This window comes from Pseudomonas sp. R4-35-07, from assembly GCF_003852235.1.
GTDB lineage: Bacteria > Pseudomonadota > Gammaproteobacteria > Pseudomonadales > Pseudomonadaceae > Aquipseudomonas.
Map to the genome: position 1 here is coordinate 5,509,872 of NZ_CP027732.1, position 18,176 is coordinate 5,528,047.

General features: G+C 61.4%; 16 protein-coding genes. 5 read left to right on the top strand and 11 right to left on the bottom strand.

The window, feature by feature from the left end; genetic code table 11:
• Positions 1–10 precede the first annotated feature (10 nt).
• Positions 11–2,257 carry a heavy metal translocating P-type ATPase gene (locus tag C4J89_RS25320; RefSeq protein WP_124415846.1) on the bottom strand — a complete coding sequence of 749 codons (2,247 nt, stop codon included), beginning with the start codon at positions 2,255–2,257 and terminating at the stop codon, positions 11–13.
• Positions 2,258–2,342: 85 nt separating this feature from the next.
• Here C4J89_RS25320 and cadR point away from each other — a divergent pair, with 85 nt between their 5' ends.
• On the top strand, positions 2,343–2,783 hold the full coding sequence (cadR, locus tag C4J89_RS25325) for a Cd(II)/Pb(II)-responsive transcriptional regulator (RefSeq protein WP_124415847.1): 441 nt from the start codon (positions 2,343–2,345) through the stop codon (positions 2,781–2,783).
• 129 nt (positions 2,784–2,912) lie between these two features.
• Here cadR and C4J89_RS25330 read toward each other — a convergent pair whose 3' ends face one another.
• Both C4J89_RS25330 and lgt read right to left on the bottom strand, forming a co-directional pair.
• A complete protein-coding gene (locus C4J89_RS25330) occupies positions 2,913–3,746 on the bottom strand; it encodes a thymidylate synthase (RefSeq protein ID WP_124364845.1) in 834 nt (277 codons plus the stop codon).
• Between the two features lie 51 nt (positions 3,747–3,797).
• On the bottom strand, positions 3,798–4,610 hold the full coding sequence (gene lgt / locus C4J89_RS25335; RefSeq protein WP_122542012.1) for a prolipoprotein diacylglyceryl transferase: 813 nt from the start codon (positions 4,608–4,610) through the stop codon (positions 3,798–3,800).
• A gap of 218 nt (positions 4,611–4,828) precedes the next feature.
• Here lgt and C4J89_RS25340 point away from each other — a divergent pair, with 218 nt between their 5' ends.
• Positions 4,829–5,575: an NRDE family protein gene (locus C4J89_RS25340; protein WP_124415848.1), complete on the top strand. Its 747-nt coding sequence runs from the start codon at positions 4,829–4,831 to the stop codon at positions 5,573–5,575.
• A gap of 126 nt (positions 5,576–5,701) precedes the next feature.
• Here the strand turns inward: C4J89_RS25340 and ptsP are convergent, their stop codons facing one another.
• Entirely contained in the window at positions 5,702–7,981 is a 2,280-nt protein-coding gene (gene ptsP, locus C4J89_RS25345; RefSeq protein ID WP_124364847.1) for a phosphoenolpyruvate--protein phosphotransferase, read from the bottom strand.
• Between the two features lie 22 nt (positions 7,982–8,003).
• Positions 8,004–8,483, bottom strand: coding sequence for an RNA pyrophosphohydrolase (locus tag C4J89_RS25350; protein WP_003176750.1), 480 nt, complete (start codon positions 8,481–8,483; stop codon positions 8,004–8,006).
• Between the two features lie 143 nt (positions 8,484–8,626).
• Here C4J89_RS25350 and C4J89_RS25355 point away from each other — a divergent pair, with 143 nt between their 5' ends.
• Positions 8,627–9,283: an HAD family phosphatase gene (locus tag C4J89_RS25355; RefSeq protein WP_124415849.1), complete on the top strand. Its 657-nt coding sequence runs from the start codon at positions 8,627–8,629 to the stop codon at positions 9,281–9,283.
• A gap of 93 nt (positions 9,284–9,376) precedes the next feature.
• Here the strand turns inward: C4J89_RS25355 and C4J89_RS25360 are convergent, their stop codons facing one another.
• From C4J89_RS25360 to ilvA, 4 genes are read right to left on the bottom strand one after another with little or no spacing between them, the layout of a single operon-like run.
• Positions 9,377–9,844 (bottom strand): DUF2269 domain-containing protein, encoded by a 468-nt coding sequence (locus C4J89_RS25360; RefSeq protein WP_124364849.1) that lies wholly within the window; start codon positions 9,842–9,844, stop codon positions 9,377–9,379.
• Positions 9,841–11,106, bottom strand: coding sequence for an SDR family oxidoreductase (locus C4J89_RS25365; RefSeq protein WP_124364850.1), 1,266 nt, complete (start codon positions 11,104–11,106; stop codon positions 9,841–9,843). The genes C4J89_RS25360 and C4J89_RS25365 overlap by 4 nt, the downstream gene beginning before the upstream one ends.
• 10 nt (positions 11,107–11,116) lie before the next feature.
• Entirely contained in the window at positions 11,117–11,530 is a 414-nt protein-coding gene (locus C4J89_RS25370) for a DUF2269 family protein (protein WP_124415850.1), read from the bottom strand.
• A gap of 40 nt (positions 11,531–11,570) precedes the next feature.
• Positions 11,571–13,085, bottom strand: coding sequence for a threonine ammonia-lyase, biosynthetic (gene ilvA, locus C4J89_RS25375; RefSeq protein ID WP_124364852.1), 1,515 nt, complete (start codon positions 13,083–13,085; stop codon positions 11,571–11,573).
• A 138-nt stretch (positions 13,086–13,223) separates the two neighbouring features.
• Between ilvA and rpiA the strand changes: the two genes are divergently transcribed.
• The gene (gene rpiA / locus C4J89_RS25380) at positions 13,224–13,895 is read left to right on the top strand and encodes a ribose-5-phosphate isomerase RpiA (protein WP_010207308.1); all 672 of its coding nucleotides are present in this window, start codon (positions 13,224–13,226) and stop codon (positions 13,893–13,895) included.
• Positions 13,896–14,231: 336 nt separating this feature from the next.
• Entirely contained in the window at positions 14,232–16,178 is a 1,947-nt protein-coding gene (locus C4J89_RS25385) for an autotransporter domain-containing protein (RefSeq protein WP_124415851.1), read from the top strand.
• Here the strand turns inward: C4J89_RS25385 and C4J89_RS25390 are convergent, their stop codons facing one another.
• Entirely contained in the window at positions 16,179–17,087 is a 909-nt protein-coding gene (locus C4J89_RS25390) for an SdiA-regulated domain-containing protein (RefSeq protein WP_124364855.1), read from the bottom strand.
• A 120-nt stretch (positions 17,088–17,207) separates the two neighbouring features.
• Positions 17,208–18,134, bottom strand: coding sequence for an SdiA-regulated domain-containing protein (locus C4J89_RS25395; RefSeq protein ID WP_124415852.1), 927 nt, complete (start codon positions 18,132–18,134; stop codon positions 17,208–17,210).
• Between the last annotated feature and the right edge of the window lie 42 nt (positions 18,135–18,176).

Sequence of the window (18,176 nt, forward strand, 5' to 3'; positions counted from 1 at the left end):
CTCTCATCGTCTATTTGCGCAACAGGCGCAGGCCATTGAACACCACCAGCAGGCTGACCCCCATGTCGGCAAACACCGCCATCCACATCGTCGCCATGCCCAGGAAGGTGACCGCCAGGAAGATGGCCTTGATCACCAGCGCCAGGACGATGTTCTGCTTGAGGATACTCGACGTTTGCCTGGAGAGCCGAATGAATGCCGGGATCTTGCGCAGATCATCGTCCATCAGCGCGACATCGGCGGTCTCGATGGCGGTGTCGGTGCCTGCGGCGGCCATGGCAAAGCCGATTTCGGCGCGTGCCAGGGCCGGCGCGTCGTTGATACCGTCGCCGACCATACCGACGCGGTGGCCTTGGCCGTAGAGCGTTTCAATGGCGTGCAGCTTATCGGTGGGCAGCAGGTCGCCCTGGGCCTGGTCGATACCGACCTGGGCAGCAATCGCCTGGGCGGTGTGAGTGTTATCGCCGGTGAGCATCAGGGTCTTGACGCCCAGTTCGTGCAGTTGCCGGATGGCTTCGCGGCTGCTGTCCTTGACCGTGTCGGCTACGGCGAACAGGGCCAGCGGGCCTGACTTGTCGAGCAGCAGCACCACGGACTTGCCTTGTTTTTCCAGGGCGAAGAGTTTCTCTTCCAGGGCCGGCGAGCACAGCCCGAGGTCTTCCACTAGACGGTGGTTGCCCAGGTGGTAGGTTTCGCCGTTTATGTCTCCGCGCACGCCACGACCGGGCAATGCCGCGAAGTTATCCACAACGTAGGACGCCAGGTTTTTATCCACCGCCGCGTTGGCGATCGCCAGGGAGACCGGGTGGTCGGAACGGCCGGCCAAACTCGCGGCCAGCGCCGGCGCGCTGTCCTGCACCGTGGCGAACAGCGGCAAGTAGTCGGTTTGCACTGGCTTGCCGTGGGTGATGGTGCCGGTCTTGTCCAGGGCGAGGTAGTTGAGCTTGTAACCGCCCTCCAGGTACACGCCGCCCTTGATCAGGATGCCTTTGCGCGCCGCCGCCGCGAGGCCGCTGACAATGGTCACCGGGGTGGAAATCACCAAGGCGCACGGGCAGGCGACCACCAGCAACACCAGGGCGCGGTAGATCCAGTCGAACCAGACGCCCGCCATGAACAGCGGCGGTATGACCGCCACGCCCAGGGCAAACAGGAACACCGCGGGTGTATAGACCTTGGAGAAGCGGTCGACAAAACGCTGGGTCGGTGCCCGCGAGCCCTGGGCCTGCTCCACCGCGTGAATGATCCGCGCCAACGTGGAATTGTTGGCCGCTGCGGTCACCTTGTATTCCAGGGAACCGGCCTGGTTGATCGTACCGGCGAAGACTTTATCGCCCAGGTTTTTTTCGATCGGCAGGCTTTCACCGGTGATCGGCGCCTGGTCGACCGTGGATTGACCGGCAGTCACCTCACCGTCCAGGCCAATGCGTTCGCCAGGCTTTACCCGCACGATGGCGCCTAAATCAATACTTTTGACCTCTTGCTCCAGCCATGAACCGTCCGCCTGGCGCACCGTGGCCTGCTCCGGGGTCATCTGCATCAAGCCGCTGATGGCATTGCGCGCACGGTCCAGGGACTTGGCCTCGATCAACTCGGCCACGGTAAACAGGAACATCACCATCGCCGCTTCCGGCCATTGGCCGATCAGCACGGCGCCGGTCACGGCGATACTCATCAGCGCGTTGATGTTCAGGTTCAGGTTTTTCAGGGCAATCCAGCCCTTTTTGTAGGTGGTGAGGCCACCGCTGAGAATCGACACCAGCGCCACCAGGGCGATCACCCAGGTCGGCGCCACGCCCGTGAAATGCAGGACTTCCGCGCCCAATGCCCCCACGCCCGAGACTGCCAGCGGCCACCAGTGCTTCTTGGCGGGCGGCGCGGCGGCGGGGGTGCCTTCTTCGATAGGGTCGGCCTGCATGCCGATGGATTTGATGGCATCGATGATCGGCGCAGTGCTCGGCAAGTCATGGGTGACGCCGAGGATGCGGTTGATCAGGTTGAATTCCAGCTGCTGCACCCCGGCGAGCTTGCCCAGTTTGTTCTGGATCAGCGTTTGTTCGGTGGGGCAGTCCATCGCTTCGATGCGAAAGGTGCTCAGGCGCGAGCCGGCGGTGGGAGCGTCGCTCAGCTGTACTTTTGCAGGCGCCGGGGTGCCGGAGCAGCACCCGCCGCCGTGGTCGTGCGCGGGCTTGAGCGTTTGCTCGCCGTGATCATGCTCGTGATCGTGCTTATGCGGGGTGTGGAGGGAATCGCTCATGCTGTCGCGTCCGTAGATGTGCCTGTTGCCAAGTAAAGACCCTGTAGCCACTATAGGGTCAAGCACCCATTTGGAGATTGCTGCGATGAAGATCGGCGAACTGGCCAAACTGACCGACTGCCCGGTGGAAACCATCCGTTATTACGAGAAGGAAAGCCTGCTGCCACCCCCGGCGCGCACTGACGGCAACTACCGGGTGTACACCCAGGCGCACACCGAGCGGCTGATCTTTATCCGCAACTGCCGCAGCCTCGACATGACCCTGGAAGAAATCCGCAGCCTGCTCAACCTGCGTGACAGCCCACAGGACCAATGCGAAAGCGTGAATGCGCTGATCGACGAACATATCCACCATGTAAAAGCGCGGATCGATGGGCTGCTGGCGTTGCAGGAACAATTGCTGGACCTGCGCCAGCGCTGTGGCGGCGGGGCGCAGTGCGGGATCTTGCAGCGCTTGGAGGTCAGCGGGAGCGTGCAGGCCAGCGAGGCCGAGCCGTCGCATGTGGGCAGAAGCCACGGGCATTAGACTTAAGTGAACGCGGACCAAATGTGGGAGGGGGCTTGCCCCCGATTACGGTGTGTCAGCCATAGAAATGCTGGCTGATCCACCGCTATCGGGGGCAAGCCCCCTCCCACATTTAGATCAGGACAGACTTCAGATCGCCACGTCAGCCTTGATGCTTGGGTCGGCGTCGTAGCCGACGATTTCAAAGTCTTCGAACTTGTAGTCGTAGATCGACGCCGGTTTACGCTTGATCACCAGTTCCGGCAGCTTCTTGGGCGTGCGCGCCAGCTGGGTCTGGATCTGCTCCATGTGGTTGCTGTACGCATGGGTGTCGCCGGTGGTGACGATGATCTCGTGGGGGATCAGGTCGCACTGCTGGGCCAGCATGTGGGTCAGCAACGCCAGGGCGGCAGTGTTATAGGGCAGGCCGAGGAATACATCGGAGCTGCGGATGTATAACTGCATCGACAGATGGCCATCATGCACAAAGGCCTGGTACAGCAGGTGGCACGGTGGCAAGGCCTGCTTGCCGTTGCGCGCGTTTTCCTGGGGGCTCTTGGTTTCATCCGGCAGGTATTCGACGTTCCAGCCGTGGAACAGGATGCGGCGGCTGTTGGGGTTGGTCTTCAACGTCTCGACCATGTAGTCGATCTGGTTGATCTTGCCGCCGTCCTTGGTCGGCCAGGCGGTCCACTGCTCGCCGTACACCGGGCCCAGGTCGCCGTCTTCGGTGGCCCATTCATCCCAGATACGCACGCCGTTTTCGTTGAGCCACTTGATGTTGGTGTTGCCGCTCAACATCCAGATCAGTTCGTTGGCGATGCTTTTGAAATGCAGCTTCTTGGTGGTCAGCAGCGGGAAGCCATCGGCCAGGTTATGCCGATACTGACGGGCGAACACGGCCTTGGTGCCGGTGCCGGTACGATCGCCCTTGGTCAGGCCATTGGTCACGACGTCGTGCAGGAGTTCGAGGTATTGCTTCATGTGGGTACCCGTATCGTTGAAGCCGAGGCGCGCACGCCTCGGCGTTCGAATTTAAAGCGCGGTGCTCTTGATGCCTTGTGGGCGGTTGTAAGCCCACCACAGCAGGCCCAGGCCGACCAGGATCATCGGGATGCTGAGCACCTGCCCCATGGTCAACCAGCCCCACGCCAGGTAGCCCAACTGCGCATCCGGTACGCGCACGAACTCGACGATGAAGCGGAAGATCCCGTAGAACAGCGCGAACATCCCCGACACGGCCATGGTTGGGCGTGGCTTGCGCGAGAAGATGTACAGGATGAGGAACAATGCCACACCTTCCAGGGCGAACTGGTACAGCTGCGACGGATGGCGCGGCAGTTGCGCCGGGTCGCTGAACGGCGGGAAAACCATGGCCCACGGCACATCGGTCGGCTTGCCCCACAGCTCAGCGTTGATGAAGTTACCGATACGCCCAGCGCCCAGGCCAATCGGCACCAGCGGCGCGACGAAGTCCATCAGCTGGAAAAACGACTTGCCGTTGCGCCGGCCAAACCACCAGGCGGCGATCATCACGCCGATAAACCCGCCGTGGAACGCCATGCCGCCCTTCCACACCTCAAAGATCAGCGTCGGGTTGGCGATGTAGGCCGACAGATCGTAGAACAGCACATACCCGAGTCGCCCACCGACAATGACCCCCATCGACAACCAGAACACCATGTCGGAGAGTTTCTCCTTGGTCCAGGTCGGGTCGAAACGGTTCAGGCGCCGGGACGCCAGCAGCCAGGCACCGCCGATGCCGATCAGGTACATCAACCCATACCAATGGATTTTCAGCGGACCGATGGCCAGGGCCACCGGGTCGATCTGCGGGTAAGGCAGCATTGCGACTCCTCGTTAAAACATTTAGTCATGACGCACCGGACCATGCCGATGCGCGATTAAGCCTGCGTTACAGCTGCGAGATCAAATTAAGAAGTTCACATACACACCAAACAGCCCGGCATGTTAACGGATGGAAGGTGCGCGGCCCAACTTCGTTACGATGGAACGCCCGCGGTTCTGTGGGTAGAGTGAGGAAAAAACACACAAGGGATCGCCCGATGTGCCTGATTGTTTTTGCCTGGCGGCCGGGCCATGCCCAGCCGCTGATCGTCGCGGCCAACCGTGATGAATTCTACGCCCGGCCCAGCCTGCCGCTGGCTCAATGGCCGGATGCACCACAGGTCTTTGCCGGCCGCGATCAGGAAGCGGGCGGCACTTGGCTGGGGGTCAACGCCGAGGGGCGCTTCGCCGCGCTCACCAATATCCGCGACCCGCACCAGCCGCCGTCACGCAAGTCCCGGGGTGAGCTGGTGGCGCGCTTTCTCAGTGGTTCGCTGCCGATTGACGATTATTTGGCGGAAGTTAACGGTCGTTCGATTGAATACGCCGGGTTTAATCTATTAGTGGGCACGCGGGATGAGCTTTGGCACTACAACGCCAATAAGACCGAGCCGATGCGTTTGGAGGCGGGCGTGTACGGTTTATCCAATGCCGGCTTGGATACGCCCTGGCCGAAGCTGCTCAAGGCCAAGGCGGCACTCGTTGAAATCCTCGACGATCCACAGCCGGACGCGTTGCTGGGGATCTTGAGTGACCCGCAGACCGCACCGTTTGCTGAACTGCCGGATACCGGCGTCGGCTTGGCGACGGAGAGTTTGCTGTCGAGTGTGTTTATCGCCAGCCCGAGTTACGGGACGCGGGCAAGCACAGCGTTGATCGTGAATGCCGACGGGACGCGGCGGATGGTGGAGCGCAGTTTCGGGCCGCAGGGTGGGCGGTTGGGCGAGGTCGAGCTCAATCTCTAACCCCACCGAAAATCAAATGTGGGAGGGGGGCTTGCTCCCGATTGCGGTGTGTCAGCTAAACATGTGCTGACAGTTACACCGCTATCGGGAGCAAGCCCCCTCCCACATTTTGATTGGCGCCAGGATTTAGAGGGTTTTCGCCGAGGCCGGATTGATCATCCGCGTCAGCCCCAAATTCTTCAGCGCCAATTGCAGCGAGCTGTGGATAACTTGCGGGTTGTCGATGGTCATCAGTTCGGCCAGCAAATCCTTGGCCATGCTCAATTCAACCTGGCGCAGCATCCATTTCACTTTGGGCAAGTTGGTGGCGTTCATCGACAGGCTGTCAAAGCCCATCGCCATCAACAGCACCGCCGCCGCCGGGTCGCCGGCCATTTCACCGCAGATACTCACCGGCTTGCCTTCGGCATGGGCGTCGCGCACCACATGCTGCAGCGCTTGTAGCACGGCCGGGTGCAGGTAGTCGTACAGGTCGGCTACCCGCGGGTTGTTGCGGTCCACAGCGAGCAGGTATTGGGTCAGGTCGTTAGAGCCTACCGACAGGAAGTCCACCTGCCGTGCCAGCTCCTTGGCCTGGTACACCGCCGCCGGGATTTCGATCATCACGCCAATTGGCGGCATCGGCACGTCGGCGCCTTCGTCGCGCACTTCGCCCCAGGCACGGTGGATCAGGTGCAAGGCTTCTTCCAGCTCGTGGGTGCCGGAGATCATCGGCAGCAGGATGCGCAAGTTATTCAGGCCTTCGCTGGCCTTGAGCATGGCGCGGGTCTGCACCAGGAAAATTTCAGGGTGGTCGAGGGTGACGCGAATCCCGCGCCAGCCGAGGAAGGGGTTGTCTTCCTTGATCGGGAAATACGACAGTGACTTGTCGCCGCCGATATCCAGGCTGCGCATGGTCACCGGCAACGGGTGGAAGGCCTGCAGTTGCTCGCGATAAATCGCCAGCTGCTCCTTCTCACTCGGGAAACGCTGGTTGATCATGAACGGTACTTCGGTGCGGTACAGCCCCACCCCTTCAGCGCCGCGCTGTTGCGCCCGCGCCACATCGGCCAGCAGGCCGGTGTTCACCAGCAGCGGCACGCGGTGGCCGTCGAGGGTCACGCACGGCAACTCGCGCAACGAGTCGAGGCCCAGCGCCAGTTGTTTCTCTTCCTCGACCACTTCGGCGTATTGCTTGCGCAGCAATTCGCTGGGGTTGGTAAAGACTTCGCCGCGATGACCATCGACGATCATGTCGATGCCATCCACCTTGGAATACGGCAGGTCCACCAAGCCCATCACCGTCGGAATGCCCATGGCGCGAGCCAGGATCGCAACGTGGGAGTTACCCGAGCCCAATACCGAGACCAGGCCGACCAACTTGCCCTCAGGCACTTCGCCGAGCATGGTGGCGGTCAGTTCTTCGCTGATCAGGATGGTGTTGTCGGGGTAGACCAGATTGGTGGTGCGGTCTTCCTGCAGGTAGGCCAGCAGACGGCGACCGAGGTCACGCACATCCGAGGCGCGCTCGCGCAGGTAAGCGTCGTCCATCAATTCGAAACGGTTGACGTGATCGGTAACCACTTGGCGCAGCGCGCCCTGGGCCCACTGGCCGGTCTTGATCACGGTCTTGACTTCATTACCCAGGGACGCGTCGTCGAGCATCATCTGGTACACGTCGAACAGCGCACGCTCTTCCGGGCGCAACTGGGTGGCCAGCTTGGTCGACAGGTTGCGCATGTCGGCGCGTACGCCTTCCAGGGCGGTCTTGAACAGTTTGATTTCAGCGTCGATGTCGTGAACGGTCTTGTCCGGTACCACATCGAGGTCGGCCGGTGGCAGCATGACCACCGCCGTACCGACGGCGGCACCCGGCGAACCCGGCACGCCGACGAACTTGGCTTCCTGGATGCCCTTGCCCTGGCGACCCAGGCCGCGAATCGAGCCCGTGGCTTCGGCGTGGGCGATAACCCCGGCCAGCTGCGCGCTCATGGTCACCAGGAAGGCTTCTTCACCTTCGTCGAACTGGCGGCGTTCTTTCTGTTGGATGACCAGCACGCCGACGACGCGGCGGTGGTGAATGATCGGCGCGCCGAGAAACGAGGCGTAGCGCTCTTCGCCGGTTTCGGCAAAGTAGCGATAACGCGGGTGATCGGCCGCGTTTTCAAGGTTCAGGGGTTCTTCACGCGTCCCCACCAGGCCCACCAGACCTTCATTGGGTGCCATGCTGACTTTGCCGATGGAGCGCTTGTTCAAGCCCTCGGTGGCCATCAGCACAAAACGGTTGGTCTCGGGGTCCAGCAGGTAAACCGAGCAGACCTGGCTGCCCATGGCTTCCTTGACGCGCAACACAATAATCCCCAACGCCGCCTTGAGATCCTTGGCGGAGTTAACTTCCTGGACGATCTTGCGCAGCGTATTGAGCATGGCTCGGGGTCGAACTCCGTCGTCAGTCGCGCGCTAAAAGGCGCGGGGCAAGCTCTTTGAGAGCGCGACGATAAACCTCGCGCTTGAATGTCACCACCTGGCCCAGCGGATACCAATAACTGACCCAGCGCCAGCCATCGAACTCCGGTTTACCGGTCAAATCCATCCGCACCCGCTGCTCATTGGAGATCAGGCGCAGGAGAAACCATTTCTGCTTCTGGCCGATACACAGCGGTTGGCTGTGGGTACGCACCAGGCGTTGCGGCAAACGATAGCGCAACCAGCCCCGGGTGCAGGCCAGAATCTGCACATCTTCGCGCTCAAGGCCGACTTCTTCGTTCAACTCACGGTACAAGGCGTCTTCAGGGGTTTCGTCGGGGTTGATCCCACCTTGAGGAAACTGCCAGGCATCTTGGTTGATTCGGCGAGCCCATAGCACCTGTCCGGCATCATTCGTAAGAATAATCCCGACATTAGGACGGAAACCATCGGGGTCGATCACGGCAACAACCTCGCAAACGCATGTCGCCGCATTGTTCCACAAAGGTTCATCCAGCGGCAACGAGGCTTCTTACCTTATGTGCACTCTTGTGAAAAGACCGTATTCTGGACGCCTTTTTACAGACTTTTCAGCGAGTAACCGCAATGCGCCTGGCTTTATTCGACTTGGACAACACGCTCCTGGGCGGTGACAGCGATCACGCCTGGGGTGATTACCTGTGTGAACGCAGGATTCTCGACCCGGTAGCTTACAAGGCGCGTAACGACGCGTTCTATCAGGACTACCTGGCCGGCAAGCTGGACAACGCCGCTTACCTGAACTTCTGCCTGGAAATCCTCGGCCGCACCGAGATGGCTCAGTTGGACGAATGGCACAACGACTATATGCGCGACTGCATCGAACCGATCATGCTGCCCAAGGCAGTGGAACTGCTGGCCAAGCACCGCGCCGCTGGCGACATGCTGGTGATCATCACCGCCACCAACCGTTTCGTCACCGCGCCGATTGCCGCACGGCTGGGGGTTGAAACCCTGATCGCCACCGAGTGCGAGATGGAAAATGGCCGCTACACCGGGCGCAGCACCGATGTGCCGTGCTTTCGTGAAGGCAAGGTGACGCGCTTGAACCGTTGGCTGGAAGAGACCGGGTATAGCCTGGAAGACAGCTACTTCTATAGCGACTCGATGAATGATTTGCCGCTGCTGGAGCAGGTGACTCATCCGGTGGCGGTGGATCCGGACCCGAATTTGCGGGCCGAGGCTGAAAAGCGGGGCTGGCCGGTGATTACGCTGCGCGGCTGATAAAGCTATCGGGGGCAAGCCCCCTCCCACAGGGGAACGCATTCCAATGTGGGAGGGGGCTTGCCCCCGATGCAGGCGACACGGGCCCAAGCCTTACATAGGCTTGGCCACCATCAGGTAGAAAATCGCCATGAACGCCAGGAATGCAGGCCAACCCAGGCCAAACCACCAGCGCATATAGGTTGCGGCCTTGAGTGGCATCGTCGTACCTTCGCGCAACGCCTGTTCCGCCATCTGGTGCACACGAATCTGCAACCACACCACTGGCAGCCAGCAGATCCCCGCCAACACATACAAACCGAACGTCCACTGCAACCAACTCTGCTGCAACGACCAACCCGCCAGATGCATCAAGCCGATCCCACTCAATGGCTGGAACACTGCCGTGGTCGCGGTAAACGCCCAGTCGGCAAAGACCAGGTGCTTGAATGTTACGGCGATCACTTCCACTTTGCCGCTGCGCCAGGCGCGCAACGCGTAGTAGGCCGAGCCCGCGCCCAGCCCGAATAGGATGGTGGACGAAAGGATATGCAGGGTTTTGAGCAGCAGGTAAGCACTCATCGGCGACACTCATTCACAGTAGGTTCAGTCCAAAAAAGCCATAACGTAGCCACCATCAGCACCAAGTTCTTGGCGACGGCGGCGTAGGGGTCGAACCAGTAGTGGGGCAAAACGAAGCTGATGACTACGGTGTATCCGACCATCAACAACAGTTGCAATAGCAGGGTGTGGCGCCGCCAGCGCCTGATCAGCAGCCCGGTGCCCAACAGACCATCGCACAGCGACCCGCCGATCACCGCCAGCATCGCCCAAACACCGTGCACGCCTGCCTGCGCCATGATGCGCAAGCCCCACTCGTACCCCGGCCCCAGGCACACCGCTGCGGTGCCCAGCCAGATCAGCACCAGCACCGCCAGCATCAAGGGACGGACCGTAAGCTGGCTGCTCACGGCCGCTGTCGGCCAGCCCTGCAAACGCGACGACAGCGGTGCCGCCGAATAACCGCAGACCGAAGCCAGCACCTCGGGGTCGGCCACGTTGTCCTGTTGCGCCAGAGTAATGCTTTGTCTGTTCAGCGCACGCCAACCCAGGCGGTCGCCCACCCGACCGCTCAACCCTAGCAGCGGCGCCTGGACGTATCGGCCCGGCGCCCAGCCTTGTACGGCGCGCAAGTGATCAATGACCTGGCTCAGCCGCATCGGTTCAGGCCCTACCAATGGCAACACCATCGCTTCAACTGGCCACCGACGCAGCAATGCCAGTACGGCCCCGACGACGTCAACGATATGCACCGGTTGCAGATGGGCCTTGAGGTCCAGCAACGGGATCAGCGGCCACGGCGAAAGCGCGGCGAGCCAGGCACTGCTGGCGCCGCCCTCACCCACTACCAATGAGGGTCGCAATACCACCGCTTCAATCCCGAGGCCAAGCAGATAGTCGTCAGCCGCGCCTTTGCTGGCGAGAAACGGCACATCGGATTGCGCTGAAGCGCCCAGGGCGGAAACCTGCAGCACTCGCACGCCGCGCTGCGCCGCCAGATCGAACAACGCGCAAGTGCCCCGGTCCTGCACCCGGCTCAGCTCGGCCGCATCCACGCTCAGCAGACCGGCTGCATTGATCAGTAAATCAACGGATTCGGGAAAGTCGAAACCTTCGGGGTCGACGGCCAGCAGGTTCAGATCCAGCGGGCGCCACTCCACGCCCGGCCAATTCTGGCTTCGAGGCTCGCGACAAGTAGCGACCACTTGATGCCCCGCCTGCTGCAGAGCCAGCAACAGGTGGCGCCCGACAAACCCGGTGGCGCCTACCAGAAGAATGTTCATGAAGCTCCTTTCAAACCGGTTTGGCACCCATCAGCCCGGCAATCGCCACAAACCCCACCAGGCTGACCACCGCCAGCACCAAGGTGAAATTCAGGCTACCGCCCTCGCCTTTACGCAGCCGATTGAGCCGTGCCACCAGCCAGAACCAGGCCAGCGCCGCCACGGTATACAGAATGCTGGAACCCAGGATCCAGGTTTGCCCCAGCGGCCAGCCGACCAGGTGCACCATCCACCAGCCGGTGAACGGCATGCTCACCAGGCAAATGCCCATCAGCAGCCAGACGAACGCCCACGGGCGTTGCACGACCACCGCCGGGCCGGCGCTGCGCTTGCGCCAGGCCAGTACTGCCAGGCCCAGGCCGCTGAGCAGCAGCAATACGGTGGCGGCGATGTGAATAACCTTGAGGGTGGTCAGCGTTTCCATAGTCTCGATTCCTTGAAGGCCGCTCAGTCAGCGTAGTCGCTCAACCGAGGAACAACTGGTAGGCCGGGTTTTCGCTTTCATCCCAATACGGGTAGCCGATCTCGGCGAGGGCGGCCGGGACCAGGTGGCGCTCGTCCGCCGGCACTTGCAGGCCGGCGACCACCCGGCCGTCAGCCGCGCCGTGGTTGCGGTAGTGGAACATCGAAATATTCCAGCGCCCGCCCAGTTTGTTAAGAAAGTTGAACAACGCCCCCGGCCGTTCCGGAAATTCAAAACGAAACACCAGCTCGTCACTGACCTTGGCCGCATGCCCGCCGACCATATGGCGGATGTGCAACTTGGCCAATTCGTTTTCGGTGAGGTCCAGCACCGGGAAACCCTGGTCGGTGAGGCTGGCGATCAATGCGCTGCGCGGGTCGTTTTCCGGGTGGGTCTGCACGCCGACGAAGATGTGCGCCTCGCTGCCGGTGTGATAGCGGTAGTTGAATTCGGTGATCTGGCGCTTGCCCACTGCCTCGCAGAATGCCTTGAAGCTGCCCGGTTTCTCGGGAATGGTCACGGCGATAATGGCTTCGCGGCCTTCACCCAGTTCGGCGCGTTCGGCCACATGGCGCAGGCGGTCAAAGTTGACGTTGGCGCCGGAGTCGATGGCGACAAAGGTCTGACCGCTGACGCCACGGGTCTCGACATACTTCTTGATCCCGGCCACGCCCAATGCGCCTGCCGGCTCGGTGATCGAGCGCGTGTCGTCGTAGATATCCTTGATTGCCGCACAGATTTCATCGGTGCTGACGGTGATCACTTCATCCACATAGTCTTTGCAGATGTCGAAGGTGTGCTGGCCGATCTGCGCCACCGCCACGCCGTCGGCGAAGAGGCCGACGGTCGGCAGCACCACGCGCTCACCCGCCGCCATCGCCGCTTGCAGGCAGTTGGAGTCGTCCGGCTCGACGCCGATGATCTTGATGTCCGGGCGCAGGTATTTCACATACGCCGCAATGCCGGCGATCAGCCCGCCGCCGCCCACCGGCACGAAGATCGCGTCCAACGGCCCTGGATGCTGGCGCAGGATCTCCATCGCCACGGTGCCCTGCCCGGCAATGGTGTGCGGATCATCGTAGGGGTGAATGTAGACGTAGCCTTTTTCATCGACCAGCTTCAGTGAGTAGGCCAGGGCTTCCGGGAAAGAATCACCGTGCAGCACCACCTTGCCGCCACGCGAGCGCACGCCTTCGACCTTGATTTCCGGGGTGGTCTTGGGCATCACGATCGTCGCCTTGACCCCCAGCACCTTGGCCGCCAGGGCCAGGCCCTGGGCATGGTTGCCCGCCGAGGCGGTGACCACGCCGCGTGCGCGCTCCTCTGCGCTGAGCTGGCACAGCTTGTTGTAGGCGCCGCGAATCTTGAACGAGAACACCGGCTGCAAGTCTTCGCGCTTGAGCCAAATCTGGTTGCCCAGCCGCTCGGAAAGCTGGCGGGCAGTCTGCAGGGGTGTTTCTACGGCAACGTCGTAAACGCGCGAGGTGAGGATCTTTTTGACGTAGTGTTCAAGCATCGGCAGGCATCTACTTCAGGGGTTGGGCAGGGCCAGGGAGTCTAACCCGGCTTTTGGCCGGGAGACCACACGAATCCCAAGGTTTGTTGGGGTATACTCGCCGCCCTCGATCACTCCCCCGCCCGTTCCGGAGCCCGCATGACCCAGGATCAACTCAAACAGGCAGTGGCCCAGGCCGCTGTCGATTTAATCCTTCCCAAACTCGACGACAAGAGCATCGTCGGTGTCGGCACCGGCTCCACTGCCAACTGCTTTATCGATGCGCTGGCCCAGCATAAAGGTGCGTTCGATGGCGCAGTGGCCAGCTCCGAAGCGACCGCCGCGCGCCTCAAAGGCCATGGCATTCCGGTGTACGAGCTCAACACCGTGAGCGACCTGGAGTTCTACATCGACGGCGCGGACGAAAGCGACGAGCACCTGAACCTGATCAAAGGCGGCGGCGCAGCCCTGACCCGCGAGAAGATCGTCGCGGCCGTGGCCAAGACCTTCATCTGCATTGCCGACGCCAGCAAGCTGGTGCCGGTGCTCGGTGCATTCCCGCTGCCGGTGGAAGTCATCCCGATGGCCCGCAGCCACGTGGCCCGCGAGCTGGTGAAACTGGGCGGCGACCCGGTGTACCGTGAAGGCGTGTTGACCGATAACGGCAACATCATCCTCGATGTGTTCAACATGCAGATCACTAATCCGGTGGAGCTGGAGACGCAGATCAACGCCATCGTTGGCGTGGTGACCAACGGCCTGTTCGCCGCACGCCCGGCGGATGTGCTGCTGTTGGGTACCCCGGAAGGCGTGAAAACCCTCAAAGCTTAATAACACCGCAGTTCCAATGTGGGAGGGGGCTTGCTCCCGATGGCAGTGTGTCAGTCAGAATATCTGGTACTGATACACCGCCATCGGGAGCAAGCCCCCTCCCACATTTGATAGCGATCCGGTCTGGATTTCTGTAACACAAACGCTACTTTTCGCAGCACTCCTCTCCAAAACCGTGCGCTCTGTCACGCCCCGTCTGGTATCCAATCCGTTACAAATTACAACCAAGCGACCCACGCGTTTAACAATGCGCCAATTCGCCGCCGCCCATGGAATGAGGCGCGCATTGTGCAAAGCGTCTGCGCTTGAACCTCTCATCACCTCAAGGAAGACCCTGTGATAAAGCCCCTAGCCCTCGCTCTCAGCGTCGCCGGCACCCTGCTGTCGACGCATCTTCAGGCCTATGATTACGGCCAGCACGCCACCACCACCCTGGAAAAACTGATCAACGACTACCCCGGGCGTTATCGCGACACGGCCAATTTCGCCGGGGCGGCCGATTGGATGCAGAGCCAGATGGGCACGGCCTACAGCATCAGTCGCCAGGACTTCACCTGGAACAACGGCAGCCGCGCCTCGCAAAACGTGGTGGCCTACGCCGCCGGCACTAAACCGCAGTACGTGGTGATCGGCGCGCACTTCGACACCTACTTCGGTCGCCCCACCCTGCAAGGCCTGGACGACAACGGCTCCGGCGCCAGCGTGCTCACCGAGGTGGCGAAGAACCTGGGCGGGCTGCAACTGGAAAATGGCTTGCAGGTGGTGGGCTTCGGCGCGGAAGAAGAAGGCCTGCGAGGGTCCAAGGCCTTCGTTGAGTCCCTGAGCGCAAGCCAACGCGCCAACATGCTCGCGATGATCAACCTCGACAGCCTGACCACCGGCGACATGATGTATGCCCACGCCGGCCAGAACAGCGCGGCCAACCCCAGCCTGGCGGCGTTGCGCGAACACACCTTCCAGATCGCCAAGGAACTGAATATCCCCCTGTTCACCAACCCCGGCCTGGACCCGCAATACCCCAAGGGCACCGGCTGCTGCAGCGATGGCGAACCGTTCGAACCGCTGAATATTCCGATCCTGTATATCGAGGCGACCAATTGGGAGCTGGGCGACCTGGATGGCTACACCCAGACCTACAATCCGAAAATCCCCGGCGGCTCGACCTGGCACGACCCGAACGAAGACAATAAAGCCGTGCTCACCGATGCCTTCGGCCAGGCGCGCATCGATCAGCGCCTGCGCGATTATTCGCGCCTGCTCAGCCGCCTGGTGCTGGAACTGACCAATGCCGACTTGATGGCCTCGACTGCCTCGGGCGGCGCCGTCGCACGCAATATGCAGGACAACCTGCAGCGCCAGCACCAGGCCAGCGTGCGTTTGCATGATCGCCGCTGGCTGACCTTGCAGTCGGCCAGTCGTGAAGTGGGCAGCTTCGATGGCGAAATCGGCGTGGACGGTCAATACAACCCGGACAGCGGTTTCGACCGCGCACCCAACCCAGAGGCCCGGCAGTTGGGCGTGCATGCGCTGGGCGACTACCAGCTGAGCTCAGCCCTGAACATCGGTGCCAGCCTGAGCTACCGCAACGGCCGCGACACGCTGGAGCACCGCGGCAAACTCGATAGCGACACCTGGCAGGCCGCCGTCTACGCCCTGCTCAACGACGGCGGGCCGAGCTGGCTGGCCGGTGATCTGAGCGCCGGCCACACGCGCTTCGATTCCAAACGCAACCTGCTGATCCAGGCCAGCGGCGGGCCGGTGCTGCTCAACCAGCACCTGACCGGCAAGACCGACGCGCTGTCCCTCGGCGCACGGGTGCTGGGCGGCTATGACTTCGATTTTGGTGCCCTTCAGAGCGGACCCTTTGCCGGGCTCGATTACAGCCACTACCGCATCGATCAGTTCGACGAGAAGCAGAACCTGCGCACCGCGCTGGACTACGAAGAGCAGTCGTTCGATTCCCTGGAAGCCAGCCTGGGGTGGCGCGTGCGCGGTGCTGTCGCTCTGCCTTACGGCTTGAGCCTGATGCCTTACGGCAACATCGCGTGGGTCAAGGAATTGGCCGATGGGCGTCTCGACGACCTGCAACTGACCGCCCGCGCCGATGGCCAGGCCCGCACCGCCAAACTGGGGTCAGTCGATAAACGTTTTGGCCGTGCGCAACTCGGCAGCCAATTGGCAATCACCCCGCAATTGGGGATGTACGCCGAAGTGAACAGTCGACTCGGCCATGCCGAGGGCAGCCAGACCGGCTACTCGCTGGGTGTGCAGTGGATGTTCTGATCAGGGCTTCTTGAACACGTAGAACAGGTTCGGCTCACTGACGAGGTACAGCGTGCCCTCGTCATCCATGGCGATCCCTTCGGCCTGCGGCACACGTTTTTTCAGGCCATGGCGCCCGTTGAGCAGTGACAGACTGCTTAACGGGCGACCATCGATATCCAGTTCCAGCACCAGGAACGACTCATCGGAAAGCGCCAGTAAATGGCCGCTGCGCTCGTCGTATTGCAGGCTCGACAGGTCGCGCACGAATAACCCGGCATCACGCTTGGGGTTGTTGATCACATGCACCGAGTAGGTTTTTTCCGCTTTGAAATGGGGAAAGCCGTGGACCTCATAGATCACCATCGGGTCGCGTTCCTTGGCGACAAACAGGCGCTTGCCCACCGAGTCATAGGCCAGGCCTTCGAAACCCTTGTTGCTGCCAATGTGCACGCCCAGGGTCATCTGCTCCGCATCGGCGGCATCGAGAAATTGTGTGTCATCGTCCACATGCACTTTGATCAGGCGCTGTTGGCGCTCGTCACTGATCACGTAAATATTGTCGCTGATGAACTCCACCGCCTCGGCATCGCCAAACCCCACCAGGGGAATACGCCGCAGAATCTTGCCTTGCAGGGACAGCTCGACCAGCTCGGCGTTTTTATTGGTGACGGTAAACAGGCTTTTGCGCACCGGGTCGTAGGTGAGGGCCGACACATCGTCGTCGAGCCCTTCGATCACCTGGCCTTCCAGGGAGACGCGGTAATCGGCCAGGCCGATGCCGCGTTCATCCGCTGGCTGGTGCCACACCTGCCAGTTGAACCAGGCACGCTCGAACAGACGGAATTGCTGCGCAACGATCGCGGCAGCGACCAGCGCAATCAACAGCAGGATTAAAAGAGCAGGTTTGGGGCGGGCAAATCGACGCATCGTGGCGGGCTCAGAGAAAAACTGGCGAATAGATATCAAGATCGCCTGAATTTAAACTTAAACGCAACGGGCTGTCTGGTGAATGCCGCTTTTTAGGACGTGTCCGACGTAAGACGTAGGTTATTTCTGTTTTTCAAACCGATAGAACAAGTTTGGCTCGCTGACGATATACAGCGTACCGCTCTCGTCCATGGTCACCCCTTCGGCACGCGGGATGGTGTCCTTGAGGCCGTTGAAGCCGCCCAACAGGGTCATGAAGCTGACTTGCTCGCCGGTTTCATCCAGCTCCAGCAGCAGATGGGAGTCGGCGGACAGCACCAGCAAGTGCCCGGTACGCGGGTCGATGGCCAGGGCAGACAGGTTACGCACATCCAGCTCGGTACTCGCCCGTTTCTGCTTGTCGCCTGTGAGGGTCTGGCTGCCGTCGCTCTTCCAGGTAAACAGTGCCGGTGGGCGCTCTTCGCCCAGCACCAACTGCTGGTTGCGCGGGTCCCAGGTGATTGCTTCAAAGGCTTTGTTCTGGTCCTTGGACGGGCCCAGGTCATAACTGGGGAAATCGGCCTTGTTCAACGCCGTGGTGCCGGCGTCTACCTTGACGATGGTCAGGCTGTGCTCGCGCTCATCGACCACGGCCATCAAGCCATTCTCCATCACCGTCAGGCCTTCCGGATTGTTCCAGCCGTTGAGGGGCATCTTGCGCAGCACGTCGCCTTGCAGGCTCAGCTCCACCAGGAACGGGTTCTTACCCATCACGGAGAACAGGGTTTTGGTGCTTGGGTTGTAGGACAGGTCCGAGGCCTCGTCCTTCTCCATCCCGAGCAGCAACTTGGCGTCGATGACCGCGTGATAGTCCGGCAGCCACACGCTTTCCCGGCGTTCAGCCGGGCTTTCAAAACCCTCCAGCACCCACAACACACCGCGATCATCCCAGTGCATCGCCCAGGCGATGCCATACAGGATCGCACCGGCCAGAAACACCCAGGAATACCAGCGCATGGTCAAGCGAGAGCGAAGCGTAGGTTTGGAAGTGGGCAGAGGCACGGCCATTGAGGGCTTTTTCCGGAAGTCAGCTATAGGGAATAGAGCGAG

Bases quoted from the DNA above. Each gene is read 5' to 3' on its own strand.
- C4J89_RS25340 (WP_124415848.1), top strand. From the start codon at position 4,829: ATGTGCCTGATTGTTTTTGCCTGGCGGCCGGGCCATGCCCAGCCGCTG.
- lgt (WP_122542012.1), bottom strand. From the start codon at position 4,610: ATGCTGCCTTACCCGCAGATCGACCCGGTGGCCCTGGCCATCGGTCCG.
- C4J89_RS25390 (WP_124364855.1), bottom strand. From the start codon at position 17,087: ATGCGTCGATTTGCCCGCCCCAAACCTGCTCTTTTAATCCTGCTGTTG.
- C4J89_RS25330 (WP_124364845.1), bottom strand. From the start codon at position 3,746: ATGAAGCAATACCTCGAACTCCTGCACGACGTCGTGACCAATGGCCTG.
- C4J89_RS25370 (WP_124415850.1), bottom strand. From the start codon at position 11,530: ATGGAAACGCTGACCACCCTCAAGGTTATTCACATCGCCGCCACCGTA.
- ilvA (WP_124364852.1), bottom strand. From the start codon at position 13,085: ATGCTTGAACACTACGTCAAAAAGATCCTCACCTCGCGCGTTTACGAC.
- C4J89_RS25320 (WP_124415846.1), bottom strand. From the start codon at position 2,257: ATGAGCGATTCCCTCCACACCCCGCATAAGCACGATCACGAGCATGAT.
- cadR (WP_124415847.1), top strand. From the start codon at position 2,343: ATGAAGATCGGCGAACTGGCCAAACTGACCGACTGCCCGGTGGAAACC.
- ptsP (WP_124364847.1), bottom strand. From the start codon at position 7,981: ATGCTCAATACGCTGCGCAAGATCGTCCAGGAAGTTAACTCCGCCAAG.
- C4J89_RS25355 (WP_124415849.1), top strand. From the start codon at position 8,627: ATGCGCCTGGCTTTATTCGACTTGGACAACACGCTCCTGGGCGGTGAC.
- rpiA (WP_010207308.1), top strand. From the start codon at position 13,224: ATGACCCAGGATCAACTCAAACAGGCAGTGGCCCAGGCCGCTGTCGAT.
- C4J89_RS25395 (WP_124415852.1), bottom strand. From the start codon at position 18,134: ATGGCCGTGCCTCTGCCCACTTCCAAACCTACGCTTCGCTCTCGCTTG.
- C4J89_RS25360 (WP_124364849.1), bottom strand. From the start codon at position 9,844: ATGAGTGCTTACCTGCTGCTCAAAACCCTGCATATCCTTTCGTCCACC.
- C4J89_RS25365 (WP_124364850.1), bottom strand. From the start codon at position 11,106: ATGAACATTCTTCTGGTAGGCGCCACCGGGTTTGTCGGGCGCCACCTG.